Here is a 26030-nt window from a genome sequence, read left to right as displayed (position 1 = left end):
CCTGACTGCCACCGACCGAAAGGCCCTCTGTGTCCCCGAGCTCCGCCCGCATCATCGCGGTCGACACCTACGACATCCGCTTCCCCACCTCGCGCGAGCTCGACGGCTCCGACGCGATGAACCCGGACCCCGACTACTCGGCCGCGTACGTCGTACTGCGCACCGACGCCGGGGACGGGCTGGAGGGGCACGGATTCACCTTCACCATCGGGCGTGGCAACGAGGTCCAGGTCGCCGCGATCGAGGCGCTGCGCGGGCATGTCGTCGGCCGGTCCGTCGGCGAGCTGTGCGCCGATCCGAGGACCCTGAACCGCGACCTGATCGGCGACAGCCAGCTGCGCTGGCTCGGTCCCGAGAAGGGCGTGATGCACATGGCGATCGGCGCGGTCATGAACGGCGTGTGGGACCTCGCAGCCAAGCGGGCCGAGAAGCCCCTGTGGCGTCTGCTCGCCGACGCCGACCCCGAGTGGATCGTCCGCCAGATCGACTTCCGGTACATCACCGACGCGCTCACCCCGGAGGAGGCGCTGCAGATCCTGCGCCGGGGCCGGGAGGGTTTGGAGGAGCGCACAGCCCGGCTCCTGGAGCGCGGATACCCCGCCTACACCACCTCCGCCGGCTGGCTCGGCTACGACGACGACAAACTCACCCGCCTCGCCGCCGAGGCCGTCGCCGACGGCTTCCGGCAGATCAAGCTGAAGGTCGGCGCGGATTTGGAGGACGACGTACGGCGCTGCCGTGTCGCCCGTTCGGTCGTCGGGCCGGACATCCGCATGGCGATCGACGCCAACCAGCGCTGGGACGTCGACGAGGCGATCCGCTGGACCAAGGCGCTCGCCGAGTTCGACCCGTACTGGATCGAGGAGCCCACCAGCCCCGACGACGTCCTCGGCCACGCGGCGATCCGCAAGGCCGTCGCCCCGGTGAAGGTGGCCACCGGAGAGCACGTGCAGAACAGGGTCGTCTTCAAGCAACTCCTCCAGGCCGGCGCCCTCGACGTCCTGCAGATCGACGCGGCCCGTGTCGGCGGCGTCAACGAGAACCTCGCGATCCTGCTGCTCGCCGCCAAGTTCGGCGTGCCGGTGTGCCCGCACGCGGGCGGCGTCGGGCTGTGCGAACTCGTCCAGCACCTGTCGATGTTCGACTATGTGGCGGTCACCGGCACCACCGAAGACCGGGTCATCGAGTACGTCGACCATCTGCACGACCACTTCCTCGATCCGGTGGTGATCAGGGAAGGTCACTACACGGCACCCATCGCGCCGGGCTTCTCGGCTGCCATGCGGCCCGAGTCGATCGCGCGGTACACGTTCCCCGGCGGTACCTTCTGGGCCGCCGACCTCGAGACGCAGAAGAAGGGCCAGGCCGCATGAGCGACTTCGAGGGCCTCAAGGCCCTGGTGACGGGCGGCGCCTCCGGCATCGGCCGGGCCACCGCGGAACTCCTGGCCGAGCGCGGCGCCCAGGTCGCCGTGCTCGACCTGGACCCGTCGTCGGTGGAGAAGCCGCTGCTCGCCTTCCGCGCCGACGTCACCGACGACGCCTCCGTACGCGAGGCCGTGGCGGCCGCCGTGGCCGACCTCGGCGGACTGGACGTAGTGATCAACAACGCCGGCATCGGCGCCCAGGGGACCGTCGAGGACAACGACGACGCCGAGTGGCACCGGGTCCTCGACGTCAACGTCGTCGGCATGGTGCGGGTGGCCCGCGCCGCGCTGCCGCATCTGCGCCGGTCCGCGCACGCGGCGATCGTCAACACCTGCTCCATCGCGGCCACGGCGGGACTCCCGCAGCGGGCGCTGTACAGCGCGACCAAGGGCGCCGTGTACTCGCTCACCCTCGCCATGGCCGCCGACCACGTCCGCGAGGGCATCCGCGTCAACTGCGTCAACCCCGGCACGGCGGACACCCCCTGGGTCGGCCGCCTGCTCGACGCCGCCGACGACCCGGCCGCCGAACGCGCCGCCCTGGAGGCCCGCCAGCCCACGGGCCGCCTCGTCTCGGCCGCCGAAGTCGCGGGCGCCATCGCTTACTTGGCGAGCCCCCTCTCCGGGGCCACGACCGGCACCGCCCTCGCCGTCGACGGCGGCATGCAGGGCCTGCGCCTGCGGCCGGTGGGCCGGTGAAGCGGCTCGGCGGCAGCGCCGTCCAGGTCAGCGAACTGGCCTTCGGCGCCGGGACCATCGGCAACCTCTACACCGAGGTCGGCGAGCAGCAGGCGTACGAGGCGGTGGACGCCGCCTGGCAGCGCGGCATCCGCTACTTCGACACCGCGCCGCACTACGGCCTCGGCCTGTCGGAACGCCGCCTGGGCGCGGCCCTGCGCGGACGCCCCCGCGCGCAGTACACGATCTCGACAAAGGTGGGCCGCCGCCTGGAGCCGTCTGACGGAGACGGCGACGACCTCGGCAACGGCTTCGCCGTCCCCGCCACGCACCGCCGCGTCTGGGACTTCAGCGAGGACGGCATACGACGCACCCTCGAGGCCAGCCTGGAACGGCTCGGCCTCGACCGCGTCGACATCGTCTACCTCCACGACCCCGACGACCACGCCGAATGGGCCTTCCGGGAGGGCTACCCGGCGCTGGAGAAGCTTCGCTCGGAGGGCGTCGTCGGCGCGATCGGCGCCGGCATGAACCAGGCGCAGATGCTCACGCGCTTCGTGCACGACACCGACGTCGACGTGGTGCTGTGCGCCGGCCGCTACACGCTGCTCGACCAGGGGGCGCTCACCGAGCTGCTGCCCGCCGCCGAGGCACGCGGCACCTCCGTCGTGATCGGCGGCGCCTTCAACTCCGGCCTCCTGGCGGACCCGAAGCCGGGCGCGACGTACAACTACGCCGCCGCGTCGCCCGAGTTGCTGCACCGGGCGCTGCGCCTGAAGTCCGTCGCCGACCGCCACGGCACCACCCTGCGCGCCGCCGCCCTGGCCTTCTGCGCCGCCCACCCGGCGGTCGCGAGCGTGCTCGTCGGCGCTCGCTCGGCGCACGAAGTCGTCGACTGCGCCCACCAGTTCGCGGCCCCCGTGCCCGCCGCCTTCTGGCAGGAGCTGCGCGACACCGGCCTCCTGCCGCCCGACGCCCCCGTCCCCGCCGAGGAATCGTGATGAGAGTCGCCCTGCACACCAAGGTCCGCGCGGACCGTGTCGCCGAGTACGAGGCCGCCCACCGCGAGGTCCCGAAGGAACTCACGGACGCCATCCGGGCCGCCGGTGCCTCCTCCTGGACGATCTGGCGGTGGGGGTCCCCCCGCGCGAGCGAAGCCGAGCGTGGGGGAGGCACCGACCTCTTCCACGTCCTGGAGTGCGAGGACTACGGCCGGCTCCTCGCCGAGCTGGAGAAACTGCCGGTGAACGTGGCCTGGCAGGCCCGCATGGCCGAGCTGCTCGACGTGGTGCACGACTACTCCCGCGAAGGCGCGGACGCCGGCCTGCCCGTCGTATGGGAGCTGCCGTGACGGTCGTGGACGCCCATCACCATGTGTGGGACCTCTCCGTCCGGGACCAGGACTGGATCACCGGTCCCGACCTCCAGCCGCTCCGGCGGAACTTCACCATCGCCGACCTGGCCCCCGAAGCACGGGCGGCCGGAGTCGACCGTACGGTCCTCGTCCAGACGGTCACTGTGCCCGAGGAGACCCCGGAGTTCCTGGCCCTCGCCGCCGAGCACGAGCTGATCGCCGGTGTCGTCGGCTGGACCGACCTCACCCGCCCGGACGCCGCCGAGGAACTGGCCCGGTTGCGGGAGCTGCCCGGAGGGCAGTACCTGAAGGGCATCCGCCACCAGGTCCAGGGCGAGCCCGACCCGGAGTGGCTGCTGCGTGCGGAGGTACGGCGCGGACTGGCCGCCGTCGCGGACACGGGGCTGGTCTACGATCTGGTCGTCCTGCCGAACCAGCTGTCGGTCTGCGTCAAGGCGGCCGAGGCGCTGCCGCAGCTCACCTTCGTCCTCGATCACCTGGGCAAGCCGCCCATCGCCTCCGGCGAGCGAGAACCCTGGGAGACCGCCGTCCGCTCTCTGGCCGCCCTCTCCAACACTGTCTGCAAGTTCTCCGGCATGGTCACCGAGGCGGACGTCGCCTCCTGGACGGTCGACGACCTGCGCCCGTACGCCGACGTGGTGCTGGACGCCTTCGGCCCGGACCGGCTGATGTTCGGCTCCGACTGGCCGGTGTGCACTCTGGCGGCGTCGTACGGTCAGGTGCTCGCCACGGCCGAGGAGTTGCTCAGCCCGTTCGATCGCACACAAGTCTTCGAAACCACCGCCACCCGCGTCTACGACCTCTGAGCCACCTCCGCCAGCCGGGTCGGCGGCAGATACTCCCGCACGTACGTCCGCTCCCAGCACGCACCCGTCTCCCGCAGCTCCCGCCAGGTGGTGTAGCGGTAACGGAAGAGACGGGCGCGGACGAACCGCGGGGGCTCGTCGGGCGGGAAGGGCGAGCGGCGCAGCAGCCTCAGCGTGTCCCGGTCGTTCACCAGCAGCCGCTCCACCAGCGCGCCGAACCACGAGCCGGCATACGCGGGCGACAGCGCGGCGAACCACATCATCCAGTCCAGCCGCAGATGGTACGGCGCGAACTGGCGCGGCCAGTGCCGGGGATCACCGGGCTTGCCCTTGAACTCGTACTCCCGCCAGTCGGAGTCCTCGTGCGGTACGGCGTCGGCCGTGCCCTCGATCACCACCTCGTACCGCACCCGGCTGACGCTGCCGAACGCGCCGTAGGTGTTCACCAGGTGCAGCGGGTCGAAGGAGCGGTTCATGATCTGGCGGCGGGAGATCATGTTGCGGACCGGCTGATAGCTGAGGAACACGATCAGCGCGGCGACCGCGAGGACCACGACCATGTACCAGAGGGGAGCGTCGGGCACCGCCGGCGGGTCGCTCGGGAACTGCACCACGGACAGGGCCAGCACGATAGTGATCCAGTTCAGCCAGGAGAAGTTGCCCGACAGAACCAGCCACAGCTGCGTGACGATCATCAGCGAGGCGGCGGCGGTGGCGACCGGCTGCGGGGTGAACAGCAGAACAGGCACCACGAGCTGGGTGACATGGTTGGCGGCCACCTCCACCCGGTGCAGCGGGCGCGGCAGATGGTGGAAGAACCAGCTCAGCGGGCCCGGCATCGGCTGGGTCTCGTGGTGGTAGTCCAGACACGTCAGCTTCCGCCAGCACGCGTCCCCGCGCAGCTTGATCAGACCCGCGCCGAACTCCACCCGGAACAGGATCCAGCGCAGCAGGAACAGCACCACGATCGGCGGCGCCACCTCGTCGTTGCCGAGGAACACGGCGAGAAAGCCGACCTCCAGCAACAGGGACTCCCATCCGAACCCGTACCAGGTCTGGCCGACGTTGACGATCGACAGATACAGCGCCCACGGCACCAGCCACAGCAGCATGCCGCCCCACAACGGCAGCAGCGAGTCCAGGCCGGCCAGCAGCGCCGCCGACACCGCACAGCCCGACCAGGCGCACACCGCGAAGAAGCGGTCGGAGTAGTGGAGTTGGAAGATGCTCGGCGCCCGCTTGAAGGGCACATACTCGACGAACCGCGGCACCGGCAGCATCCCGCGGGCACCGATCAGCGCCCGGAACTGCAGGGCCGCCGTCAGGAACGCGACCAGGTACACGCCGGCCAGAGCCCGCTGGAAGACCAGCCGGCTCAGCCAGTAGTCGGGTGCGGTGAACCAGTCCACGGGCATGCGCTCCTCTCTTCCATTCTGGCGCCGGTACGTCTGCCCCCGGACCGGTTCGTCACTCTCTGCGTCCGCCCTCTCCGTTTACGTGATCACAGGAGAGTGAAGCAGACATCTTCGGCGGTCCGGCCGATGCCCTCGACCGCTGACCCGGTCGAAGAATCGGTCGAATCCTGGCAAAGTGGGCGCATGGCTGATCGGGGAGCGAGCGCCCTGTCTCTCCCGGACGACTGGCCCGCCCACCCGGACCCGATCCTGGCGCTCAACCAGATGGGCAGCTTCGACTGGGACCTGGACACCGGTCTGTTCCACATGGACCCCCAGGCCCACGAGGTCTTCGACCTGCGCCCCGAGGAATACGACGGCCGCCCGGAGTCCCTGGGCATCCGGGTCCCGCGCAGCGAAGGCCGACGACTCGACACCCTGGTCGCCCAGGCCATCAAGGACGGCAGCGAGAACTACGGCGCCTACTTCCGCCTCCGCCGCCGCGACGGCACCCTGCGCTGGACCCACACCCAGGGCTACATCCGGCGCGACGAGACGGGCCGGCCGCGCCGGATCATCGGCATCGTCCGGGACGCCACCCAGGAGCTCGGCGAGTTCGCGGCGCGCCGCGAACCCGTCGGCCAGGACCACGCCCGGCGCGATCAGACCGACGTCGTGGAGTTCACCACGGCCGCCCTTGCGCACGCCCGTACCGTCCAGGACGTCATCGACGTCCTCAAGGACACGCACGGCGTCACCCACCTCGGCGCGACCAGTCTGATCATGGGCCTGGTGGAGGCCGGACGCATCCGGCTGGTCGCCGAGGGCCCCGAGGGCAGCTTCGTGCCCGGCACGCTGATCACCCGTATCGACGAGCCCTACCCGATGAGCGAGGCCGTGCGCACCCTCAGCCCCCGCTTCATCGAGTCCCCGGAGGAGTTCGCCGAGGGCTACCCCATCCTGTGGCCGCACATCACCGACCTCAACATCACCTCGGCCGCCTATCTGCCGCTCATCGTCCAGGCCCAGCCCATCGGCGCGATGGGCCTGCTCTACAACGACCGCCGCGGCTTCACCCCCGAGGAACGCAACATCCTGGTCGCGCTCGGCAGCAGCATCGCGCAGAGCCTGCAACGGGCGATGTTCTACGAGCAGGAGAAGGACCTGGCCAGCGGTCTCCAGCAGGCCATGCTGCCGCGCACCATCCCCAGCGTGCGGGGCGCCGACGTCGCGGTCCGCTACCGGGCCGGTGGTGCCGGGGGCTCCCTCGGCCGGGACATCGGCGGCGACTGGTACGACCTGATCCCGCTCCCCGGCGGCCGGGTCGGCGCTGTCATCGGCGATGTCCAGGGCCACGACACACACGCCGCCGCCGTCATGGGCCAGCTGCGCATCGTCCTGCGCGCCTACGCCGCAGAGGGGCACACGCCCGCCACGGTGATGGCCCGTGCCTCCGTCTTCCTCCACGAACTGGACACCGACCGCTTCGCGACCTGCCTGTACGCGGAGGCCGACCTGGCCACCGGCGTGGTCCAGGTGGTCCGGGCCGGCCATATCGACCCGCTGATCCGGGCTCCGGACGGCGGCTGTCGCCGCGTGCCCGTCGTGGGCGGCCTGCCGCTCGGCCTGTCCGCCGAATTCGGGCGCCTCGAGTACCCCGTCGGCACCGTCGAGCTCGACCCCGGCCACACCCTGCTGCTCTGCACCGACGGCCTGGTCGAAGAGCCCGGCGCCGACCTCGACGACGGCGTGCAGGCCCTCACCGCGCTGGTCGCCTCCGGCCCCCAGGACGTGTGGAAACTCGCCGACCTGCTCATCGACGTGGCCGAGGAACGCGGCGGCGAGGACGACGTCGCGCTGCTCCTGCTGCGCCGCCGCGGCCTTGACGCCCCCCAGACCGGCGGCCGGCTCCAGCAGCACGTGGCCCCCGGCGACCCGGTGGCCCTCACCGAGGCCCGGCACATGATCCGCGCCGCGGTCGGCGCCTGGGGTGCCGCCGACCGCTCCGACGAGGTCGAACTCGTCGCCGACGAGCTGATCACCAACGCCCTGATGCACACCGAGGGCGCCGCGATCGTCACCCTGCGGGTCCTGTCCGGCGCCGACCGCCGACTGCGCGTCGAGGTCGAGGACTCCTCCAGCGCCCTGCCGCGCCGCCGTGAGGCGACCCACTCCTGCGTCTCCGGACGCGGCCTGCTCCTCGTCGAGGTGCTCACCGACGTGTGGGGCGTGGAGGCGCGTGGCGGCGGCAAGTGCGTGTGGGCCGAGTTCGTGGTGCCGGGACGTCGCTGAATCCCCTGGCACTGTCGGTCCCGGATGGCACTCTGGACGTATGCCGGAACTGCCCGAGGTCGAAGCGCTCAAGGACTTCCTGACCGACAACCTCGTGGGTCACGAGATCGTGCGCGTGCTGCCGGTCGCGATCAGTGTGCTCAAGACGTACGACCCGCCCCTCGCCGCCGTCGAGGGCCACGAGGTCGCCGCCGTGCACCGGTACGGCAAGTTCCTCGACTGCGAGACGGACGGCGGCCCGCACTTCGTGACCCACCTCGCCCGCGCGGGCTGGCTCCACTGGAAGGACCGCCTCCCGGACGGCCCGCCCCGCCCCGGCAAGGGCCCACTGGCACTGCGCGTCGCGCTGGAGACCGGTGCCGGCTTCGACCTGACCGAGGCCGGCACCCAGAAACGGCTCGCGGTGTACGTCGTCCGGGACCCGCAGGAGGTGCCCGGCGTGGCCCGGCTGGGCCCGGACCCGCTCGCCGACGACTTCGACGAGGCCCGGTTCACCGCGCTGCTGGAGGGCGAACGCCGACAGCTCAAGGGCGCCCTGCGCGATCAGAGCCTCATCGCCGGCGTCGGCAACGCCTACAGCGACGAGATCCTGCACGCCGCGAAGATGTCCCCGTTCAAGCTCGCCGCCTCCCTGACACCCGAGGAGATCCGAAGACTGTACGAGGCCCTGCGCACGACGCTCACGGAAGCCGTCGAACGCTCCCGGGGCCTGGCGGCCGGACGCCTCAAGGCCGAGAAGAAGAGCGGCCTGCGCGTCCACGGCCGGACCGGCGAGCCCTGCCCGGTGTGCGGCGACACGATCCGGGAGGTCTCCTTCAGCGACTCCTCGCTCCAGTACTGCCCCACTTGCCAGACGGGCGGCAAGCCACTGGCAGACCGCAGGATGTCCCGCCTGCTCAAGTGACGGGCCTGGATCAGCCGCCGCTCCGGTTGGGTAGCGCCCCAGGGGCGCGGGGCTGTATCGACATGCGGCTCCGCCGCGTGGGCGCGACCAGCCACGATGGTGCCGCAGACGCCCGACGGCACATCGCGGCACCTCCAGCGGAGCGCCTAGCGCGAGTCGACCGTCACCAGCCGCTCCCCAGCCTTCGTGCGCACCTCGTACCGCGCGATCTGGTCGGGGTGCAGGGCCGCCGCGCCCTGCAGCGTGTTCGGGCGGGCGTCATGGTGGGGCGCGGTCCAGTTGGTCACCGTCTCCTCCGAGCCGTCATGGCCGATGGCGACCAGCCGGCAGGCCCGGGGGCCGGCCGCATCCTTGACCTCCACCACCACCTGGCTGCCCCAGACCTCGTTCTCGGTCGTTACCTGTGCCCACACCCCGGTGCGCTCGTCGGTCGCCGACACGCGCACCGCCCGGTCGCCGCCCTCGGTCACGATCGCGATCCCGGGCCCGGCCACGGCGCACACCACCGCGGCGGCCACGGCGAACAGCAGCCGTCGACGCCCGGCCCGGTGCCGCGCCGCGACCTCGCCGAGAAGCCGGTCCAGTAGCCGGGGGCCGGGTCCGGCCATGGGGTGCACCGAGCGTGGCGTCGCGCGCCGGTAGAGCATCAACTGCCGTGCGGTGGGCCCGAATTCGGTGACGTGCGCGGTGCATCGAGGGCACTCCATGAGGTGGTCCTCGAAACGGAAGGCGTCCGCCTCGTCCAGCACGCCGAGCGCGTACGCGCCGACGTCGCGATGCCTCTCCAGGGACCTCATGCCGAATCCTCGTGATCCTCGTGCCGGTGGGTGTGGGTGGGGTTACTCCTTGCTCCCACCGGTACGCACCAAGCCGCCGAATCACTCAAGCCCCGTACAGAATCGCAACCAAGGAATTCGGAGCGGCCCGGCCCGAGGATTGCTCTGGATTCCGAAGAATCCAGAGGAATCTAGAAGAGATGGATGGCGAGGTGCCCCAGCGGCAGCCCCAGCTGCCACGCCGGCGTCCACACCTTCGGCCCGTCGTCCTCGCCCACCACGGCACCGCCGCCCGGGACCGCGTTCAGGTCGGGGGCGAGCAGCTCGGTCTCCTGCAGCCAGCGCCAGGCCTCCTGAGCCAGTTCCAGATCCGGCGCGGGGCCACCCGCCCGGGCCGCCTCGGCGGTGAGTTCGGCCATGCGCTCGCGCACCCAGTCCTCCCACGGCTGGTCGTACGCCGTCAGCGACAGCCAGGTCTCCAGCTGGGAGACGACCCGGATGCCGGAGAGCTCGCCCTCGGTGTCGGACAGGAAGATGGTCAGCGCCAGGGCGTCCCGCCCGGCGCGGAACTCGAAGGACGTCGGCGGCATGAGATCGCCGGTCCGCAGCAGTTCGTCGGCGATGTACTCGGCGTACAACCAGGCCATGGGGACGGTCAGTTCACCGCCACCGGTGCCGTCCGTACTCTGGTGACCTCTGTGCTGCATCCCTTCCTGCCTTCCTCCGGTGCGTGCGCGTCGCCGACCCCGGGTCTGTGGCCCGCGGCCCCATCCGGAACACGGATGAGGACAGCCGATTACTCAACCGGGGTCCTCAGCAAGGCGCTTTACGGAGGTTTGACTCGGCAGTCGGTTTCACCGCAGGTCGGTCGCGTATCCCGGAAGCACCCGGCGCAGGGCGCGCAGCGCGTAGTACGCGCGGGACTTCACGGTACCGGGCGGGATTCCCAGGGTTGCCGCCGCTTCCGCCACACTGGCCCCCTGGAAGTACACGAGCACCAGGACTTCACGGTGCTCCGGAGTGAGTGTCTTCACAGCCTCGCGTACGTCGACGGTCGCGGCCGACCGCTCGGCGTGGTCGGCGATCACCCGCGCGCTCTCCAGGACGGCGTCGCCGACCTCCGGCGGACGCGCCTGCCGGGCCCGCTGCGCGTCGATCGCGAGCCGTCGGCCCACGGTCAGCAGCCAGGGCAGTACGGACTCGAAGGCATCGGCGCGCAGCGCCTCGGGGTGCTGCCAGGCGCGTACCAGGGTCTCCTGGACGAGGTCCTCGGCGCGCTGCCGGTCGCCGTCACACAGCCGGAGCAGCAGCGCGAAGAGCGGTCGGCCGTGCTCCCGCTGCAGCGCGGCGAGCTCGTGCTCGGCGGTCGTCCCGTTGGTGATGGTGGTTCCGGCCGTCATGCGCGTATGGGATCGCAGGGTGCGTTTTCGGGACAGGGCGCGCACACGCTGGTGCGGCGGACGGTCGAACGCGTCGGCGAACGGTACGACGAACGGTCCGCAACCGCCGGTCGCGCACACCGGACGGGTTAAAGGGAGCCCTGGGGCTGTTTGGCGCTGTGTTCAACTTCGTACTTATTAGTCCGTAAATGTGACCGCACTGGGGTGAGTTGATGATCGTACGCATCGCACGCAGACGACAGGTGGCCCTGGCCCTGACGGCCCTTCTCGCCGCGGGCGCCACCTGCCAGGCCCAGAACGAGAAGTCCTCCGGCCGGGCCGGCAGCCCGGCCTCCGCCGACTCCAGCGCATTCACCCTCGTCGCGTCCGGCGACGTCCTCCCGCACGCGTCCGTCCTCGACCGGGCGCGCTTCGACGGGGGCGGGGTCGGCCACGACTTCCGGCCCATGCTGTCCGGGGTGGAGCCGGTCGTCTCCCGGGCGGACCTGGCGCTGTGTCACATGGAGGCCGTGTACGGCGTGGGAGGCGCCCACACCGGTCGGCCGGGCACGTTTCCGCCGGAGATCGCCGGAGGGCTCGCCGCGACCGGCTACGACGGCTGCTCCACCGCCGCCACACGCGGCACCGCCGACAGCGCCGAGGCCATCGGGCGCACCCTGGACGCCCTCGACCAGGCCGGGGTCCGGCACGCCGGGGCGGCGCGTACCGAGGCCGAGGCGCGCACGGTCACGATCCTGCCCGCGGGCCGGGCGATGGTCGCCCACCTCGCCTACACCAACGGCACCAACGGTCACCCGCTCCCGGGGCGGCCCTGGGCAGTCAACCAGATCGACGAGGGCCGGGTCCTCGCCGATGCCCGGGCAGCCCGGCAGGCCGGCGCCGATGTGGTCGTCGTGTCCCTGCACTGGGGCACCGAGTGGCAGGACGAACCGGACCGGCGGCAGCTGAGCCTGGCGGAGACCCTCACCGCCGCCAAGACCCGCGGCCGCCCCGACATCGACCTGATCCTCGGTACCCACGCCCATGTCCCGCAGGCGTACGAGAAGGTCAACGGCACCTGGGTGGTCTACGGGATGGGTGACCAGGTCACCGGCCAGATGCCCGACCGCCAGGGCGTCCCGGACCCCCGGGGCACCCAGTCCACCATCGGCCGCTTCACCTTCACCCCGCCCGCCCGGCCCGGGCAGCGCTGGCAGGTGACGAAGGCCGAGTTCATTCCGCAGCTGTACGACATCGACGCAGGCCGGGTGGTCAACATCAACGCCTCCCTCGCCCAGGGCGCCGACGTCGCCGCCGCGCGCGACCGCATCCAGCAGGTCGTGCTCAGCCGGGGTGCGGCGCAGGACGGGCTGGTGATGGGGGAGTAGCCGGTCAGTTCACGTCGACGTGATCGAACAGCTTCAGCATCTCGCCGAGCACCCGCAGGCACGCCGTCACCTCGGCGTCCGTCAGATCGCCGCCGACCTCCCGCAGGATGCCGTGCTCGCGGGCGAGGACGGCGGTGATCGCCGCGCGGCCGTCGTCCGTGAGCCGGATCAGGGGCGAGCGCTGGTGCGCCGGGTTGGGGACGCTCTCCACCAGCCCGCGCGCCGCGGCGTCGTTGACCATCCGCTGCACGAACTGCCGGCTCAGCGCCTGGGCCCGGCCCATCTGCGGCACGGTCATGGGCCCCTGTTTGCCCAGCAGGTCCAGGACGGCCCGTACCCCCACGGACAGCCCTTCGACGGCCTCGCCCTGCTCCACCTTGCGCTGCACGCGCCGGTACAGCGGGCCCATCAGGTCGAACACCGCGGTGAGGCGGTGAGCGAGTTCGTCGGGAGGGAGCGGTTTGTCGATGTCGTTCACGAGGCCATCATGGCACCTCGGTTGTCAAACTGCCCCAGAGATGACACCTTGGTTGTCATGACGACTGCTACGGAACTGAGGTACTTCGCATCTGCTGACGGCGATCTCGCCTACCACGACACGGGCAGCGGCGACCTGTTGGTCCTGCTCCACTCCGGGTACGCCGACCGCCGCGTCTTCGACGCCCAGACGCCGGCCTTCGCCGCCGGCCACCGGGTGATCGCCCCCGACGTACGTGGCCACGGTGCCTCCGCCAACGCGAGCAGACCGTTCCGCTGGGCCGACGACCTGGCCGCGCTGCTGCGTCACCTCGACGCGGGCCCGGCCGTCCTCGTCGGCGTCTCGATGGGTGGGGGCATCGCCACGGACACCGCGCTGGAGTACCCGGAGCTGGTCCGGGCGGTCGTCGTCTGCGGAGCCGCGACCAGTGAGTTCACGTACACCGAACCGTGGGGGCGCGAGATCGAGGCCGAGTTCGCCCGGGCCCTGGGCGCCGGGGACATCGACGCCTGGCTGGCGGCGTTCATGCGGACCGCGGCCGGACCGCACCGCACGGTCGACGAGGTGGACCCGGACATCCTGCGGCGGCTGCGGGAGATGGCCCTCGGCACCATCTCCAAGCACACGGCCGGTGAGCGGAACTGGCACGTCCCCCTCACCGACACGTGGCCCCGCGTGCCGAAGATCGACGTACCGCTGCTCGCCGTGAACGGGACCCTGGACTCCGCCGAACTGATCGCCGAGGCCGAACGACTCGCGCGCACCGTCCCCGACGGCCGTTCCGTCACCGTCGAAGACGCCGCGCACTACCCGAACATGGAGCGGCCCGACGTCTTCAACGAGATCCTCGCCGACTTCCTGCGCACCCTCTAACGGCCCGCCAGTTCCGACTTCCGGTACGAGTACCCGAAGTAGATCACCAGTCCGAGCGCGAACCACACGGCGAACCGCGCCCAGGTCTGCCACGCCAGGAACGTGATCAGCCAGATCGAGAAGACGACCCCCACCGCCGGCACCCACGGCATCCACGGCGTACGGAAGGTGCGCGGCAGCTCCGGGTGCCGGTAGCGCAGCACGATCACCGCGGTGCACACCACCGCGAACGCCAGCAGGATGCCGATGTTGGTCAGCTCGGCCGCCTCGCCGATGGGCAGGAACCCGGCGATCGCGGCCGACGCCACCCCGACGATCCATGTCACGCGGGTCGGCACGTGCCGCGTGGGGTGCGTCTTCGCGAACCACGTCGGCAGCAGCCCGTCCCGGGACATGGCGAACCACACCCGGGTGCAGCCCAGCATGAACGTGAACATCACCGTGAGGATGCCGATGATCGCACCCGCCGCGATCACGTTCGCCAGCCCGGTCAGCCCCACCGACTGGAACGCCGTCGAGAAGCCGCTCTCTGGGTCGATCTCCGTGTAGTTCTGCATGCCGGTCAGCACCAGACAGGCCGCCACGTACAGCACCATCGAGATCGCCAGCGAGTAGATGATCGCCTTCGGCATGTGCCGCTGCGCGTCCTTCGACTCCTCGGCCGCCGTCGACATCGCGTCGTACCCGAAGACCGCGAAGAACACGGTCGCCGCGCCGGTGAACGCGCCGCCGATGCCGTACGGGAAGAACGGGTCGTAGTTGGCCCCGGTGATGTGGAACGCGCCCACCCCGATGACCAGCAGCACGACCAGCACCTTCAGGGCGACCACCGCCGTCTCGAAGCGGGCCGCGCTGCGGATGCCGAGGTTCAGCAGATACGCGATGAGCAGGCACAGCAGCGCGGCGAACAGGTCGACCCGGTGCCCCTCGCCCGTCCCGGGCGCGCCCAGCATCCACGCGGGCAGGTCGGCGCCCAGCTCGCCGATCAGGAAGCCGAAGTAGCCCGAGATGCCGATCGCGACCACCGCCACGATCGCCGTGTACTCCAGCAGCAGGTCCCAGCCGATGAACCAGCCCGCGAGCTCGCCGAGCACCGCGTAGCCGTACGTGTAGGCGGAACCCGCCTTCGGAATGAGGCTGGCGAACTCGGCGTACGACAGTGCCGCCGCCGCGCTCGCGACGCCCGCGATGAGGAACGAGACGAGCACCGCTGGCCCCGCCGTGCCGTTGGCCACCGTGCCCGCGAGGGTGAAGATGCCCGCGCCGATGATGCCGCCGACGCCGATCGCGGTCAGTTGCCACAGGCCGAGGGACCGTTCGAGCTGGGTGCCCTCGACGACTTCCGTCTCTTCGATGTGCTCAATGGGTTTGCGGCGGAGAATCCCCTCGCCCATTCGGAGCCTGGCCATGCGCCTCACCTCTTCGCGATCGGCAACCGGCTGACCGCGGATCATGATGGCTCAGCAACGCCCTCGGAGGAAGACGCCACGCATGCCCCTACGGCACCACGGTCACCGGCCAGCGTCCCGCTTTGACCAGTTTGATCGCCACCGAGCCGACGAAGCGGTGACCGGCCTGCTCGGAGGCACCCACCACGACCGCGTCCGCCTTCAGCTCGTCCGCCGCCTTGACCAGGCCGTTGTAGGGATCGCCACGGAAGGTGTGAAACTCCCAGCGCAGCTCGAATATCCCCTTCAGCCGCTCGGTGGCCTCCCGGATCTCCGTCACCAGGTTCTCGGCGATCGCGTCGGTCGTCGCCGCGACCGGCGCCCCGAGCGCCGCACCGGCCGCCATGACCGGCTGGACGTACACGATGGCGAGCAGCGCCTTCTGCCTGCGGGCCAGGCCCGCGGCGTACGCCGTCGCCCGCATCGAGGTGTCCGAGCCGTCCACGCCGACCAGGATGACCTTCGGGCCGTCCGTGCCGCGCTCGAACTGGTGCGAGTGCTGTTCCGTCACGGCTCGAGGCTATCGGAAGCCGCAGGCCCGGACGCCGGGCGGGAGGCGACGGGCGCCGCGGACGGAGTGTCATGGGCCGCACGGGTGTTTCCTGCCACCGCTGCGGTGTTGCTGAGATGCGCCGGGCGTGGGCCGGGCGACTGATGAGTCATGAAGAAGGATCAGATGCTCCCGCGGCGCAGGGTGGTGCTGGGCGGCGCAGCCGCACTGGGCGCGGCCGGAACGGCCGGTCTGCTTGCCCTGGGCGCCGACGGGGACCCGGTCACACCGCTTGCCCCCGCGGCGGGTCCTCCGGCGCGCCGCCCGCTCAAGCCCTCCGCCTACCGCCTCCAGCCCCTCGCCGGATACGGCCCCCCGGCCGCCTCCGGCCGGACCCCGGTACGCAGTGAACCCCTCCTGCGGGTGACCGGAATCGGCCGCACCATGGTGCTGACCTTCGACGACGGCCCCGACCCGCACTACACCCCGGACATCCTGAGCACCCTGCGGGCCTACGACGTCCGCGCCATGTTCTTCGTGTGCGGCGAGATGGTCGTCCACAACAAGGACTTGCTGGCCCAGATGGCCGAGGAAGGTCACGTCGTCGGCAACCACACCTGGTCCCACCCCCTGCTGACCGGGCTGACCCGTGGTCGGATCCGCTCCGAGATGGAGCGCACCAGCGAGATCATCGAGGAGGCGTACGGCGAGCGGCCCCGCTGGTTCCGCGCCCCCTACGGTGCCTGGAACCGGGCGGTGTTCCAATTCGGTGCCGAACTGGGCATGGAACCCCTCGGCTGGACCGTCGACTCCCTCGACTGGATCGAGCCCGGCACCCGCACCATTGTCGACCGGGTGAGAAACGGCGCCGGACCCGGCGTCGTGGTGCTCTCGCACGACTCCGGGGGAGACCGCTCGCAGAGCGTGCGGGCGCTGCGCGACTATCTGCCGCAGCTGCTGGACGCCGGCTACCACATCACCGTGCCGCGCCGGTACCAGGTGTGAGGGGCGAGCGCCCGCACCGTCGGGGCCCGGTCAGCGGACCTCGACCATGCGGGCGAAGACGACCACGTTCCCGTCGTAGCCGTTCTGCTCGGAGAAACCGCCGCCGCAGGTGATGACCCGCAGCTCGGACGTGCCCTTGGAACCGTAGACCCGGTCGCCGGGGAAGTTGTTCTTCTCGAACACCTCGATGCTGTAGATCTCGAAAACCGCGGTCCTTCTGTCCTGCCGGGTGACCTCCACCCGATTCCCCCGCTTCAGCGACCCGAGACCGTAGAACACGGCGGGCCCCTGGTGGTTGTCGACATGGCCGACGATCACCGCGGTGCCCCTTTCACCGGGGGCGACGGCACCGGTGAACCAGCCCGCCAGATTGGCGTTCGCGGGCGGCGGCGCATCGACCCAGCCGGCCGAGTCCAGACCGACCGGCATCATGGGCGCGTTGACCTGGATGGCGGGAATCCTGACCCGGTCCGGCACGGAGTAGGGCAGCGGGGACGGGGCATTCGTGAAGGTGCCCGGGACGGTGCGGGTGTCCGAGGCCGCCGCCGACGCGGGCTGCGGCGGACCCACGTTGAACTCCCCCGAGCCGTTCCGGATGAGCGCGAGACCGGTCAGCAGGACAAGCGCTATCACGCCCCACGGGGCACGCTTCCTCGGCCGCACCTCCTCTTCGGCCGGCCCGAACTCGGAAACATACATTCGCCATCCCCTCTCGACGCGGCCGTCGCCACGTCATTTCGCGCATAGGAGAACGCTAAGTCCAGCGCGAGTCACAGGCGACGGGGCGGATACGAACGGGTGGCCCTGCGCGGCTTCCCGGTGCGCCATCCGAGTAGCCGCGAACAGGAATTTTTCGACGGCGCGTGACCTGCGGCAATATCAGATTGTGTGGTTTTCGCCCGGCGTGTCGCCTCACCAGGACGGACCATTGCCGAAATGCGGGCGCGTCCCCGGCAACTGAGGGTCTGTCTGGGAGACGCTTTCTCGCCGATCGACCGGGGACGGGTCCCGGGGCGTCTTCCGCGGAGGAAGACATGCGAACTCTACGTGCACTGGCGGCCTCTGCGGCTGCCGTCGCCGCCCTCGGGCTCGCCGCTCCCGCGGCCGTAGCCTGGGAAGACCCGAACGGCGGCGGGAACGGCGGCGGCTTCGGTGGGAACGGCGGCAACGGGGGCGACAACGGGAACGGCGGCGGCTTCGGGGGCAATGGCAACGGAAACGGCGGCGGCTTCGGGGGCAACGGGAACGGGAACGGCGGCGGCTTCGGCGGCAATGGCGGTAATGGTGGCCATGGTGGGGGTGATGGCGGCGGCTTTGGCGGGAACGGTGGCAACGGTGGGGGTGATGGGGGCGGCTTCGGCGGGAAGGGGAACGGCGGCAACGGCGGCAACGGCAACGGGAACGGCGGCGGCTTCGGCGGTAACGGCGGCAACGGCGGGGGTGGTGGCGGCTTCGGAGGCAACGGCAACGGCGGTAATGGTGGCCATGGTGGGGGTAATGGCGGCGGCTTCGGCGGTAACGGCGGCAATGGTGGCCATAACGGCAACGGGAACGGCGGTGGCTTCGGCGGTAACGGCGGTAACGGCGGGGGTGGTGGCGGCTTCGGAGGCAACGGCAACGGCGGTAATGGTGGCCATGGTGGGGGTGATGGCGGCGGCTTCGGCGGGAACGGCGGGAACGGTGGGGGGAATGGCGGCGGGAACGGCGGGAACGGTGGGGGGAATGGCGGCGGGAACGGCGGGAACGGTGGGGGGAATGGCGGCGGGAACGGCGGGAACGGTGGGGGGAATGGCGGCGGGAACGGCGGCGGCATCGGAGGCGGCAATGGCGGCGGCAACGCCGGTGGCAACGGCCTCGTCTCCCCGAGGAACATCGTCGCCCTGCCCGGCGTGATCTCCCGAGGCGGCCAGCTGGCCGTCACGGTCAACGACTGCCCCACCGGCGGCACCATCACGTCCCCTGCCTTCCCGACGACCAGGCTGCCGGTCAGCGCCGCCGGCGGGGCGTTGAGGGCCATCGCGATCATCAACAGCAACGCCCGCCCCGGTAGGTACGACATCACCGTCAACTGCTCCGGCCGGGTCCTGACCCGCCCGGGCGCCTTCACCGTCCTCGGCGGTGTCCGCGGCGGCATCGGCGGCAGCAGCAGCGTCGGGGCGACGCCGACCGACATGGCCATCGGCGGCGGCATGGTGGCCTCGGCCGTCCTCGGCGGCGGGCTGCTCTGGGTGCGCCGCCGCTCGGAGCAGCAGAACTGAGGCCGGGCCGGCCCTCAGGCCTCTCACGTGCAAGGCCTTCACCACGTATCCCGACGTCCCGACGGAATCCGTGGCGAAGGCCTCTGCGGTGGCGGCGAATGGATGCCGCGGTAGGGGCCTGTCAGCCGCGCTCGGCGTCGGGGAAGAGGCTGAGGAACGGCTCGGCCGAGGCTGTGATGCCACGGCTGTAGGGCGCGTCGAAGTCCCAGATCAGGAAGAGCAGGAAGGCGATCAGCGCGGAGAACAGGCCGGCGAGAATCAGCTCGCGTGGTGTCCGCCGGATCTGCAGGGCGAGGACCATCCCGATGGTGACCACTGCTCCGACGACGAGGCCGAACCAGACCACGCCCGGCATGGTCGGCGCGGTCGAGTCCGCGCGGGCGGCACGCGCCTGGTCCGCCGCGGCCACCTGGTCGAGGAGCGGCTGGTAGGCCTGGGCCTCGAAGTCCGACTTCGGCTGGTAGTCCGTCACGTCGGCGCGTACCCGGTCCAGGAGCTCGGTGCCGCGTTCGGTGACCTTGCCGTTGTCGGCCATCGCCTGCCACTCGGTGGTGACGACATGTCCTACATAGGCGTTGACATCGCCCCGGATGCGGTCACGGACGTCGGCAGGGTAGACCCGCACCCGCTCCGAGATCTCGTGCAGCGCCTGGGCCTCCGCCCGGACGTGCTCCTGGGCGACGCTGCGGGCCTCCCAGACACCGGCGATGGCCAGGCCCAGGACGATGGCGTAGACCACGCCGATCCACATCGTCATGTACTCGATGACGTCCGGCGTCTCGGAGGGATCCTCGTCCTCGGACGCCGATCGGTGGCGCAGGAGGGTGATGACGACCACCACGGCGCAGGCGGCCAGCATCGCGAGAGTGAGAACAAGCCATTCCGGCAACGGGTTCCTCCAGGGATCAACGCGGCCGCAGCGCGGCGACGGCGATCACCGCGGGCGCGGTGATGAGCAGGACGTAGGTGACCGGCGACCGGCGGTGGTGCGATGACCGGTTACGCGGCGGGGTGCGGTACTCCGGGTAGCTCACCGGGGTCACCGAGGGACGCGGAGTGGGCGACGGCGACGGCGACGGCTTCGGAGTCGGGGTCGGGGTCGGCCTCGGGGTGGGCGTCGGAGTCGGGGTGGGAGCGGCGGGCGGTGCGGGCCGGGGAGCCGGCGGGGGAGACGGAGGCGGTGGCTCCGGCGTCGGTTTCGGTGGCGGCGGTGGCGGCGGCTCCGGAGGGGGCGGCGGGGCCGGTTTCGGCGGCGGAGATGGGGTGGGCGTCGGGGTGGGTGTCGGTGTGGGCGACGGGCACATTGGGGGAGTGGGCCACGTGTGGCTCCCTGCCACTGCCACCGCCTCCGTGCCCCCGGGGCCGGTCGAGGCGTACGCACAGGCGTCGGCCGTAGCGACACCGGCCGGGACGCCGACGAGGACCCAGGCCAGTGTCACCAGGGCCAATACCCGTACGGCGACGGGCGAACGGGTCGGTTCGGATCCATGCACGACGGAGATCATGAGGCGTCGAAGGCCGCCGCACGCGCCTCGGCCGGGGGATTGCCCCGAAGGAGGGAAGCGAGGTGGCGGGGCGTTTGATCAGCGGGCGCCCGTGTGTCCGGACGGGTGGACGCCCATGCGACCCACCCGGGAGTCCGGCCGGCCACTTCACGGATTCCGGAAAGAAATCTCGTCGCGGTTGAACACAACCACCGTCCCCGTTCGTACCCATTGTCGTGCGGCGGCGCAGCAGGGCGCTGCAACACCCTTGCGATTATGGGGAGTTGACGATGAAGACCTCCTGGCGGAGCGCCTCACTCGTGGCGAGTGCCGTGGCCGTACTGGCGCTGACGACGGCGTGCGGTCAGGAAAACGGCGGCCAGTCGGCCAGTCAGAACGTGGGCGCCACGGCCGCGGCGGGCGGTTACGGCGGCACGGGCCTCGGTTCGGGTACTGGAACAGGGGCCGATGCGGGCGCGGCGCCGGACCAGCAGAACGCCGGGGCCAAGGCCGCCCCCGCGGGCAAGTTGGCGGTGTCGGCCAATGCGGAGCTCGGCCAGGTGCTGACCGACAGTGCCGGTCGCACCCTGTACCGGTTCGATCAGGACACCGCCGAGCCGCCGAAGACCAACTGCGAGGGCGACTGTGCGACCGCCTGGCCGCCCGTGCCTGCGGACGATGTCAAGGCCGGTGAGGGAGTCGACGAGGAGTTGCTCGGCGAGGTCACCCGTCCCGACGGCACCAAGCAGCTGACGATCGCCGGCTGGCCGGCGTACCGCTATGCGAAGGACGTCAACCCGGGCGACACCAAGGGCCAGGGTGTGGGCGGCACTTGGTACGCGCTGGCCCCCGACGGCAAGAAGGCCAAGCTGGCCGACCTGCCCGGCCTGTCCACCCGTGAGGACCCGAAGCTCGGCGAGATCGTCGTCGACAAGAACGGCCACACGGTCTACCGCTTCATGAAGGACGAGGCCTGGCCGGAGCCGGTGTCGGCCTGCACCGGCGAGTGCCTGGAGAAGTGGCCGGTCGTCGCCCCCGTGGCCGCCAACGACACCAAGGGCGTCGAGAAGGAGGGTCTGATGAGCTTCACCCGGCCCGACGGCGTCAAGCAGCAGACGGTCGACTGCTGGCCCATCTACACCTTCGCCGGTGACAAGGCCCCCGGCGACACCAACGGTCAGGGCGTGGGCGGCACCTGGTTCGCCGTCTCGCCCGACGGAAAGCCGGTCGGCGCGCCCGCAAAGGAAGAGTAGGAGGACCTCCCCACCGGTCTGTCCCCTGGCGCGCGACCTCGCGGTCCGCCTCCCGCATCCATGCGGAAGGCGGACCGCTTTGCCGTAATTCACCGGGAGTCCGCATGACTCATCCCCATACGCCGGAACTTCGGAACTCTGCGAGATGCTGCGGATACTTTTCGTAGCCTGTTCCCGAGTGGGTCAATTTGGCACGTGCCGCAGGCAGTGACCGGGAACGGATGGTCAATTTCCGTTTCCGCTCGCTCCTTTGGCGGGCGATCAGTAGCCTCAGCTCGAACACCGGATCGCCTACGCCTTGGAGAGATAGATGGAGCGTCCCGCCTGGGCCCCACGGAGCATCGACATCTCGGTGCCGAGCGTTTCGCGAATGTACGACTACTACCTGGGCGGTTCGCACAACTTCGAGGTCGACCGGGAGGCGGCCCGCAGGGCGATGGAGTTCATGCCGGGACTCCCCAAGATCATGCAGGCGAACCGGGCGTTCATGCGTCGCGCGGTGCGGTACGCGGTCGGCGAGGGCATCACACAGTTCCTCGACGTCGGCTCGGGCATCCCGACCTTCGGCAACGTCCACGAGGTGGCCCAGCAGGCGCGTCCCGGGGCGCGCGTGGTCTACGTCGACCACGACCCGGTGGCCGTGGCGCACAGCGAGGCCGTCCTCGAGGGCAACGAGAACGCGGAGGTCGTCGCCGCCGACCTCCGCAAGCCGCAGGAGATCCTGTCGAGCCCTCAGGTGGAGCACCTGCTCGACCTGAAGCGGCCAGTCGCGCTGCTCCTCGTTGCCATACTGCACTTCGTGGAGGACGCGGACGATCCCTACGGGGCGGTGGCTCAACTGAGCGACGCACTGGCGCCCGGCAGCATGCTGGTTCTCACCCATGCCTCGTACGAGGGAATCCCGCTGCCACCCGAGCGGGCGAGCGGCACGGTGGACGTATACAAGGACCTTCGCAACCCGCTGATCATGCGCTCGCGCGAGGAGATCGCGCGGTTCTTCGAGGGGTACGACATGGTGGAACCGGGACTGGTGCCGATGCCCGTATGGCGACCGGACACCGAACCGGAGGACGAGGATCCGTATGCCTTCTCCGGTTTCGCGGGCGTGGGGCGTACGGCGTGAGCGCGGAGCCGGACGGGCCGGAGGACAGAGTGCGCCGGTTCGCGACGATCTGGAGCCGGGCGGTGTTCCCGGCCACCTCGACGTCGCTGACCCGGCCGGAGTTCGAGGAGCAACTGCTGCCGCTGGCCCGGCGGTTGAGCGAGATGCTGCGGGCCCGCACCTTCGACGCGGCAGAAGCGCAGGCGGTCGGCGCCGCCCTGGTCGACGCGCACTGCACCGACCCGGAGGCGCTCACCCGCGCCCTGGACTGCATCGACGCCTACCTGGTGCTCTACTGCGGCGAGGACGGTCCGCAGGACGATCTGCGGGCGCGGTCGGCGCGGCTGCAGCACGCCGTGGCCGCCGGGTTCGCCCAGGCGCTGCGCGAGCGGACCCTGGCCGAGCAGGAGGCCATCGCCCAGGCGGCGTTGCGTGCCCAGGGCGTGGTGGCACAGGCGCTGCACACGAGCGAGGCCCGCTTCCGGGCGGTGTTCGAGGGCGCGGCCATAGGCATCGGCATCGCCGACCTGGACGGAAACGTCCTGGAGGCCAACCAGGCGCTGCTGCGCATGTTCGGCGGCTCCGAGCAGAGCGTGCGCGGCCGCAACTTCCGTGAGTGGACGCACGCGGACGACGCGCCCCAGGTGTGGCGGCTGTACGAGGAACTGGTGCGCGGCGAGCGCGAGCACTACCACGTGGAGAAGGCCTTCTACCGGCCTGACGGAACGGTCCTGTGGACCAATCTGACCGTCTCCCTGCTGCGTGACGCCGACGGCAACCCGCAGTACCAGCTCGCCCTGATGGAGGACACCACCGAGCGGCGGCTGCTCAACCTCCGGCTGCGCTACGAGGCCACGCACGACGCGCTCACCGGCCTGCCCAACCGCACCCTGTTCTTCGAACGCCTGGAGAAGGTGCTGAACGCCGGCGAGGGCCGGCGTTTCGGCCTGTGCTACCTCGACCTCGACGGATTCAAGACCATCAACGACAGCCTCGGTCATGCGGCCGGCGACCGGCTGCTCGTCGAGGTCGCCGACCGGCTGCAGGCCTGTGCCACCGCGCCCGGCGAGATGGTCGCCCGGCTCGGCGGCGACGAGTTCGTGGCGCTGACCACCGGCCCCGACAGCCGGTGCGAGGTCGACGAACTCGCCGCCCGCATCATGAACGCGCTGGTCGCCCCGGTCACCGTGGAGGGCCGGGAGCTGACCGTGCGCGGCAGCATCGGCATCGTCGAGGGCGCGGCGGGGGAGCGGAGCGCGGCGGAGGTGCTGCGCAGCGCCGACATCACGATGTACCGGGCCAAGTCGGCGGGCGGCAACCGGTTCGAGCTGGCCGACGCCGAGGCCGACGCCCGCGTCATCACCCGGCACGGGCTGACCACCGCGCTGCCCGCGGCTCTGGAGCGCAGCGAGTTCTTCATCGAGTACCAGCCGCTGGTCCATCTCGGCGACGGCAGCGTGCGCGGCGCCGAGGCACTGGTGCGCTGGCTGCATCCGCAGCACGGCGTCCTCGGCCCCGACCGCTTCATCCCGCTCGCCGAGCACACCGGTCTGATCGTTCCGCTCGGCCGCTGGGTCCTGGAGCAGTCGGTGCGGCAGGCCCGTGACTGGCGGGAGCGCCACGCCGGCACGGCCACCGCCCCGCTGCGTATCAACGTCAACCTGTCGCCCTGCCAGCTCACGCACGCCGGCCTGGTCCAGGACACCGTCGACATCCTGCAGGCCGCGGGCGTCGAGCCCGACGCGCTCTGTCTCGAGGTCACCGAGTCGGCCCTGATCGGCGCCGACGACGACCTGCTGAAGCCGCTGCGCCGGCTGGCCGAGATGGGGGTCGACATCGCCCTGGACGACTTCGGCACCGGCTACTCCAACCTCGCCAACCTCCGTCGCCTGCCGGTGAGCATCCTGAAGCTGGACCGTTCCTTCACCCAGGGCATGCAGCAGTTCCCGGCCGACCCCGTCGACCTCAAAATCGTCGAGGGGATCGTTTCGCTCGCCCACAGCCTCAACCTCGCGGTGACGGTCGAGGGCGTGGAAACCGGCGCCCAGGCGGAGCAGCTGCGGATCCTGGGCTGCGACACGGCCCAGGGCTGGTACTACGCCCGTCCGGGCCCACCGGAGAGACTGCACGACTTGGCGCTGGCGGACGCTACGACCTAGGGGCGCGGGGAACTGCGCGACCAGCCACATCGGATCCGCACCCCCGAACGGCGCTGAGGCAAACGGCGCCACCGGCCAAAAGCACCCTCACCGCTCAAGCAACATCCGCTGCAATTCCCGCGCAGCCCGAGGCGGAGCCACATCGCTCCGGTGCGCCAGCGCGATCGTCCGATGCAGTCCGGGCTGGGCCAACGGAGTGACCCGCAGGCCCCGCCCGGACCGCGCGGCAACCATGCGCGGAACGACGGCAACCCCGAGCCCCGCCCGCACGAACCCCAGCACCGCGTCCATCTCCCCGCCCTCCACCGCGAAGTCCGGTTCGAAGCCCTCGGCGCGGCATGCGGCGACGGTCAGTTCGCGCAGGTCGTAGCCGTGCCGGAACATCACCAGGCGCTCGCCCTCCAGATCGGCGACCCGGACGGTACGCCGGCCGCCGCCCGGCCGGGGCGCCTCCGGTGACGACACCACCACCAGGTCCTCGCGCAGCAGCTCCACCGTGGTCAGCGCGGGGGACGGCGTCGGCAGCGGCAGGACGACGAGGGCGAGGTCGAGGGCTCCGCGGGCGAGCTCGCGTACGAGATCGTGCGAACCGCCCTCCTCGATCAGCAGCTGAATGCCCGGATAGCGGTCGTGGAAGGCGCGCAGTACGTCCGGCAGCAGGCCCGTGCACAGGCTCGGCGTCGCACCCAGTCGCACCCGGCCCCGGCGCAGCTGCACCAGCTCCTGCACCTCGTGCCGCGCCGTGTCCGCGTCTGCCAGGATCCGCCGGGCCAGGGGCAGCAGGGCCTCGCCGGCATCGGTGAGAGTGATGTTCCCGCGCGCCCGCAGGAACAGATCGGCACCCAGCTCCCGCTCCAGCGCCTTGATCTGCTGGGACAGCGACGGCTGGGCGACATGGACGAGGTCGGCGGCCCGGGTGAAGTGCCGGGTCTCGGCGACCGCCACGAAGTACTGAAGCTGCTGGAACTGCACCCTGCCAGCATAGGCCAGGGCTATCGAATCAAGCCGGACCATGTCTTGGACCGATGAGGGGTCGCGCGCCTAACGTCCTGTCCCATGGCT

The 26030-nt window shown here is 71.0% G+C and carries 27 protein-coding genes; 14 read left to right on the top strand and 13 right to left on the bottom strand.

Annotated elements, in window-relative coordinates; translation table 11 throughout:
* The first annotated feature begins 29 nt into the window (after positions 1-29).
* Genes ACKTSN_RS05115 through ACKTSN_RS05095 form a run of 5 tightly spaced genes read left to right on the top strand, consistent with a single transcriptional unit; the run spans position 30 to position 4285 of the window.
* Entirely contained in the window at positions 30-1373 is a 1344-nt protein-coding gene (locus ACKTSN_RS05115; RefSeq protein ID WP_409467974.1) for an L-fuconate dehydratase, read from the top strand.
* Positions 1370-2125 (top strand): SDR family NAD(P)-dependent oxidoreductase, encoded by a 756-nt coding sequence (locus ACKTSN_RS05110; RefSeq protein ID WP_409467973.1) that lies wholly within the window; start codon positions 1370-1372, stop codon positions 2123-2125. The genes ACKTSN_RS05115 and ACKTSN_RS05110 overlap by 4 nt, the downstream gene beginning before the upstream one ends.
* Entirely contained in the window at positions 2122-3105 is a 984-nt protein-coding gene (locus ACKTSN_RS05105; protein ID WP_409467972.1) for an aldo/keto reductase, read from the top strand. The genes ACKTSN_RS05110 and ACKTSN_RS05105 overlap by 4 nt, the downstream gene beginning before the upstream one ends.
* A complete protein-coding gene (locus ACKTSN_RS05100; protein WP_409467971.1) occupies positions 3105-3455 on the top strand; it encodes an L-rhamnose mutarotase in 351 nt (116 codons plus the stop codon). The genes ACKTSN_RS05105 and ACKTSN_RS05100 overlap by 1 nt, the downstream gene beginning before the upstream one ends.
* A complete protein-coding gene (locus tag ACKTSN_RS05095) occupies positions 3440-4285 on the top strand; it encodes an amidohydrolase family protein (RefSeq protein WP_409467970.1) in 846 nt (281 codons plus the stop codon). Before ACKTSN_RS05100 ends, ACKTSN_RS05095 begins: the two co-directional genes overlap by 16 nt.
* On the opposite strand, the gene ACKTSN_RS05090 is transcribed toward ACKTSN_RS05095, so the two are convergent.
* On the bottom strand, positions 4273-5694 hold the full coding sequence (locus tag ACKTSN_RS05090; RefSeq protein WP_409467969.1) for a lipase maturation factor family protein: 1422 nt from the start codon (positions 5692-5694) through the stop codon (positions 4273-4275). The genes ACKTSN_RS05095 and ACKTSN_RS05090 overlap by 13 nt on opposite strands.
* A gap of 189 nt (positions 5695-5883) precedes the next feature.
* Here ACKTSN_RS05090 and ACKTSN_RS05085 point away from each other — a divergent pair, with 189 nt between their 5' ends.
* Both ACKTSN_RS05085 and ACKTSN_RS05080 read left to right on the top strand, forming a co-directional pair.
* Positions 5884-7971 (top strand): SpoIIE family protein phosphatase, encoded by a 2088-nt coding sequence (locus tag ACKTSN_RS05085; RefSeq protein ID WP_409467968.1) that lies wholly within the window; start codon positions 5884-5886, stop codon positions 7969-7971.
* A gap of 40 nt (positions 7972-8011) precedes the next feature.
* Positions 8012-8875, top strand: coding sequence for an Fpg/Nei family DNA glycosylase (locus ACKTSN_RS05080; protein WP_409467967.1), 864 nt, complete (start codon positions 8012-8014; stop codon positions 8873-8875).
* Positions 8876-9021: 146 nt separating this feature from the next.
* Here the strand turns inward: ACKTSN_RS05080 and ACKTSN_RS05075 are convergent, their stop codons facing one another.
* From ACKTSN_RS05075 to ACKTSN_RS05065, 3 genes are all read right to left on the bottom strand, one after another.
* Positions 9022-9672, bottom strand: a complete 651-nt coding sequence (locus ACKTSN_RS05075; RefSeq protein WP_409467966.1) for a zf-HC2 domain-containing protein — start codon at positions 9670-9672, stop codon at positions 9022-9024.
* 170 nt (positions 9673-9842) lie between these two features.
* Complete coding sequence (locus ACKTSN_RS05070; RefSeq protein WP_409467965.1) at positions 9843-10358, bottom strand: hypothetical protein; 516 nt, start codon at positions 10356-10358, stop codon at positions 9843-9845.
* Between the two features lie 147 nt (positions 10359-10505).
* On the bottom strand, positions 10506-11051 hold the full coding sequence (locus ACKTSN_RS05065; RefSeq protein WP_409467964.1) for a sigma-70 family RNA polymerase sigma factor: 546 nt from the start codon (positions 11049-11051) through the stop codon (positions 10506-10508).
* Positions 11052-11263: 212 nt separating this feature from the next.
* On the opposite strand from ACKTSN_RS05065, the gene ACKTSN_RS05060 reads away from it, so the two are divergent.
* Entirely contained in the window at positions 11264-12418 is a 1155-nt protein-coding gene (locus ACKTSN_RS05060; RefSeq protein WP_409467963.1) for a CapA family protein, read from the top strand.
* A 4-nt stretch (positions 12419-12422) separates the two neighbouring features.
* On the opposite strand, the gene ACKTSN_RS05055 is transcribed toward ACKTSN_RS05060, so the two are convergent.
* A complete protein-coding gene (locus tag ACKTSN_RS05055) occupies positions 12423-12896 on the bottom strand; it encodes a MarR family winged helix-turn-helix transcriptional regulator (protein WP_409467962.1) in 474 nt (157 codons plus the stop codon).
* Positions 12897-12953: 57 nt separating this feature from the next.
* On the opposite strand from ACKTSN_RS05055, the gene ACKTSN_RS05050 reads away from it, so the two are divergent.
* Positions 12954-13769 carry an alpha/beta fold hydrolase gene (locus ACKTSN_RS05050; RefSeq protein WP_409467961.1) on the top strand — a complete coding sequence of 272 codons (816 nt, stop codon included), beginning with the start codon at positions 12954-12956 and terminating at the stop codon, positions 13767-13769.
* Here the strand turns inward: ACKTSN_RS05050 and ACKTSN_RS05045 are convergent.
* Together ACKTSN_RS05045 and ACKTSN_RS05040 are read right to left on the bottom strand one after the other, a co-directional pair.
* Positions 13766-15178, bottom strand: a complete 1413-nt coding sequence (locus ACKTSN_RS05045) for an amino acid permease (RefSeq protein WP_409467960.1) — start codon at positions 15176-15178, stop codon at positions 13766-13768. The two genes, ACKTSN_RS05050 and ACKTSN_RS05045, sit on opposite strands and share 4 nt — an antisense overlap.
* An 88-nt stretch (positions 15179-15266) precedes the next feature.
* Positions 15267-15728: a universal stress protein gene (locus tag ACKTSN_RS05040; RefSeq protein ID WP_385268258.1), complete on the bottom strand. Its 462-nt coding sequence runs from the start codon at positions 15726-15728 to the stop codon at positions 15267-15269.
* 150 nt (positions 15729-15878) lie between these two features.
* Here ACKTSN_RS05040 and ACKTSN_RS05035 point away from each other — a divergent pair, with 150 nt between their 5' ends.
* Positions 15879-16712: a polysaccharide deacetylase family protein gene (locus tag ACKTSN_RS05035; protein ID WP_409467959.1), complete on the top strand. Its 834-nt coding sequence runs from the start codon at positions 15879-15881 to the stop codon at positions 16710-16712.
* Positions 16713-16742: 30 nt separating this feature from the next.
* Here ACKTSN_RS05035 and ACKTSN_RS05030 read toward each other — a convergent pair whose 3' ends face one another.
* Positions 16743-17411: a class F sortase gene (locus tag ACKTSN_RS05030; protein WP_409467958.1), complete on the bottom strand. Its 669-nt coding sequence runs from the start codon at positions 17409-17411 to the stop codon at positions 16743-16745.
* A 344-nt stretch (positions 17412-17755) separates the two neighbouring features.
* A complete protein-coding gene (locus tag ACKTSN_RS05025; protein ID WP_409467957.1) occupies positions 17756-18349 on the bottom strand; it encodes a hypothetical protein in 594 nt (197 codons plus the stop codon).
* A 252-nt stretch (positions 18350-18601) separates the two neighbouring features.
* Here ACKTSN_RS05025 and ACKTSN_RS05020 point away from each other — a divergent pair, with 252 nt between their 5' ends.
* Complete coding sequence (locus ACKTSN_RS05020) at positions 18602-18970, top strand: hypothetical protein (protein WP_409467956.1); 369 nt, start codon at positions 18602-18604, stop codon at positions 18968-18970.
* A 121-nt stretch (positions 18971-19091) separates the two neighbouring features.
* Here ACKTSN_RS05020 and ACKTSN_RS05015 read toward each other — a convergent pair whose 3' ends face one another.
* Genes ACKTSN_RS05015 through ACKTSN_RS05005 form a run of 3 tightly spaced genes read right to left on the bottom strand, consistent with a single transcriptional unit; the run spans position 19092 to position 20290 of the window.
* Positions 19092-19859, bottom strand: coding sequence for a DUF4239 domain-containing protein (locus ACKTSN_RS05015; protein WP_409467955.1), 768 nt, complete (start codon positions 19857-19859; stop codon positions 19092-19094).
* Between the two features lie 16 nt (positions 19860-19875).
* The gene (locus ACKTSN_RS05010; protein WP_409467954.1) at positions 19876-20004 is read right to left on the bottom strand and encodes a hypothetical protein; all 129 of its coding nucleotides are present in this window, start codon (positions 20002-20004) and stop codon (positions 19876-19878) included.
* Positions 19970-20290 (bottom strand): hypothetical protein, encoded by a 321-nt coding sequence (locus ACKTSN_RS05005; protein ID WP_409467953.1) that lies wholly within the window; start codon positions 20288-20290, stop codon positions 19970-19972. Before ACKTSN_RS05005 ends, ACKTSN_RS05010 begins: the two co-directional genes overlap by 35 nt.
* 454 nt (positions 20291-20744) lie before the next feature.
* Between ACKTSN_RS05005 and ACKTSN_RS05000 the strand changes: the two genes are divergently transcribed.
* The 3 genes from ACKTSN_RS05000 to ACKTSN_RS04990 all read left to right on the top strand — a co-directional run bounded on the left by ACKTSN_RS05000 (position 20745) and on the right by ACKTSN_RS04990 (position 24968).
* Entirely contained in the window at positions 20745-21707 is a 963-nt protein-coding gene (locus ACKTSN_RS05000; protein WP_409467952.1) for an SCO0930 family lipoprotein, read from the top strand.
* Positions 21708-22017: 310 nt separating this feature from the next.
* On the top strand, positions 22018-22830 hold the full coding sequence (locus ACKTSN_RS04995) for an SAM-dependent methyltransferase (RefSeq protein ID WP_409467951.1): 813 nt from the start codon (positions 22018-22020) through the stop codon (positions 22828-22830).
* Entirely contained in the window at positions 22827-24968 is a 2142-nt protein-coding gene (locus ACKTSN_RS04990; RefSeq protein WP_409467950.1) for a putative bifunctional diguanylate cyclase/phosphodiesterase, read from the top strand. Before ACKTSN_RS04995 ends, ACKTSN_RS04990 begins: the two co-directional genes overlap by 4 nt.
* 87 nt (positions 24969-25055) lie before the next feature.
* Here ACKTSN_RS04990 and ACKTSN_RS04985 read toward each other — a convergent pair whose 3' ends face one another.
* Positions 25056-25940, bottom strand: a complete 885-nt coding sequence (locus ACKTSN_RS04985) for a LysR family transcriptional regulator (protein WP_409467949.1) — start codon at positions 25938-25940, stop codon at positions 25056-25058.
* Positions 25941-26030: the final 90 nt, after the last annotated feature.

This window comes from Streptomyces flavusporus, from assembly GCF_046267975.1.
In the GTDB taxonomy this organism is placed as follows: Bacteria; Actinomycetota; Actinomycetes; order Streptomycetales; family Streptomycetaceae; genus Streptomyces; species Streptomyces flavusporus.
The sequence above is the reverse complement of the archived record's forward strand: the minus strand, read 5'-3'. Positions and strand labels throughout refer to the sequence as shown.

Coding starts and splice junctions, on each gene's coding strand:
- ACKTSN_RS05000 (WP_409467952.1), top strand. CDS start 20,745: ATGAAGACCTCCTGGCGGAGCGCCTCACTCGTGGCGAGTGCCGTGGCC.
- ACKTSN_RS05100 (WP_409467971.1), top strand. CDS start 3,105: ATGAGAGTCGCCCTGCACACCAAGGTCCGCGCGGACCGTGTCGCCGAG.
- ACKTSN_RS05080 (WP_409467967.1), top strand. CDS start 8,012: ATGCCGGAACTGCCCGAGGTCGAAGCGCTCAAGGACTTCCTGACCGAC.
- ACKTSN_RS04995 (WP_409467951.1), top strand. CDS start 22,018: ATGGAGCGTCCCGCCTGGGCCCCACGGAGCATCGACATCTCGGTGCCG.
- ACKTSN_RS05065 (WP_409467964.1), bottom strand. CDS start 11,051: ATGACGGCCGGAACCACCATCACCAACGGGACGACCGCCGAGCACGAG.
- ACKTSN_RS05085 (WP_409467968.1), top strand. CDS start 5,884: ATGGCTGATCGGGGAGCGAGCGCCCTGTCTCTCCCGGACGACTGGCCC.
- ACKTSN_RS05070 (WP_409467965.1), bottom strand. CDS start 10,358: ATGCAGCACAGAGGTCACCAGAGTACGGACGGCACCGGTGGCGGTGAA.
- ACKTSN_RS05045 (WP_409467960.1), bottom strand. CDS start 15,178: ATGGCCAGGCTCCGAATGGGCGAGGGGATTCTCCGCCGCAAACCCATT.
- ACKTSN_RS05095 (WP_409467970.1), top strand. CDS start 3,440: ATGGGAGCTGCCGTGACGGTCGTGGACGCCCATCACCATGTGTGGGAC.
- ACKTSN_RS05025 (WP_409467957.1), bottom strand. CDS start 18,349: ATGGCCACCATTACCGCCGTTGCCGTTGCCTCCGAAGCCGCCACCACC.
- ACKTSN_RS05030 (WP_409467958.1), bottom strand. CDS start 17,411: ATGTATGTTTCCGAGTTCGGGCCGGCCGAAGAGGAGGTGCGGCCGAGG.
- ACKTSN_RS05110 (WP_409467973.1), top strand. CDS start 1,370: ATGAGCGACTTCGAGGGCCTCAAGGCCCTGGTGACGGGCGGCGCCTCC.
- ACKTSN_RS05060 (WP_409467963.1), top strand. CDS start 11,264: ATGATCGTACGCATCGCACGCAGACGACAGGTGGCCCTGGCCCTGACG.
- ACKTSN_RS05035 (WP_409467959.1), top strand. CDS start 15,879: ATGAAGAAGGATCAGATGCTCCCGCGGCGCAGGGTGGTGCTGGGCGGC.
- ACKTSN_RS05075 (WP_409467966.1), bottom strand. CDS start 9,672: ATGAGGTCCCTGGAGAGGCATCGCGACGTCGGCGCGTACGCGCTCGGC.
- ACKTSN_RS05050 (WP_409467961.1), top strand. CDS start 12,954: ATGACGACTGCTACGGAACTGAGGTACTTCGCATCTGCTGACGGCGAT.